The sequence below is a fragment of the Paenibacillus periandrae genome, assembly GCF_022458865.1.
In the GTDB taxonomy this organism is placed as follows: Bacteria; Bacillota; Bacilli; order Paenibacillales; family NBRC-103111; genus Paenibacillus_S; species Paenibacillus_S periandrae.
In genome coordinates, this window is sequence record NZ_JAJNMU010000249.1 from 1 (window position 1) to 222 (window position 222).

1 rRNA gene is annotated in these 222 nt (G+C 56.3%); it reads left to right on the plus strand.

From position 1 onward, the window contains the following. Position 1: 1 nt before the first annotated feature. A 16S ribosomal RNA gene (locus LRL21_RS47530) occupies positions 2–222 on the plus strand; the annotation flags it as partial.

The window sequence follows — 222 nt, forward strand, 5'->3', positions numbered from 1 at the left end:
GACGGGTGAGTAACACGTAGGCAACCTGCCTGCAGGATCGGGATAACTACCGGAAACGGTAGCTAAGACCGAATACAAGACTTTGACGCCTGTCGGAGTTTGGAAACACGGAGCAATCTGTGACCTGTAGATGGGCCTGCGGCGCATTAGCTAGTTGGTGAGGTAACGGCTCACCAAGGCGACGATGCGTAGCCGACCTGAGAGGGTGAACGGCCACACTGG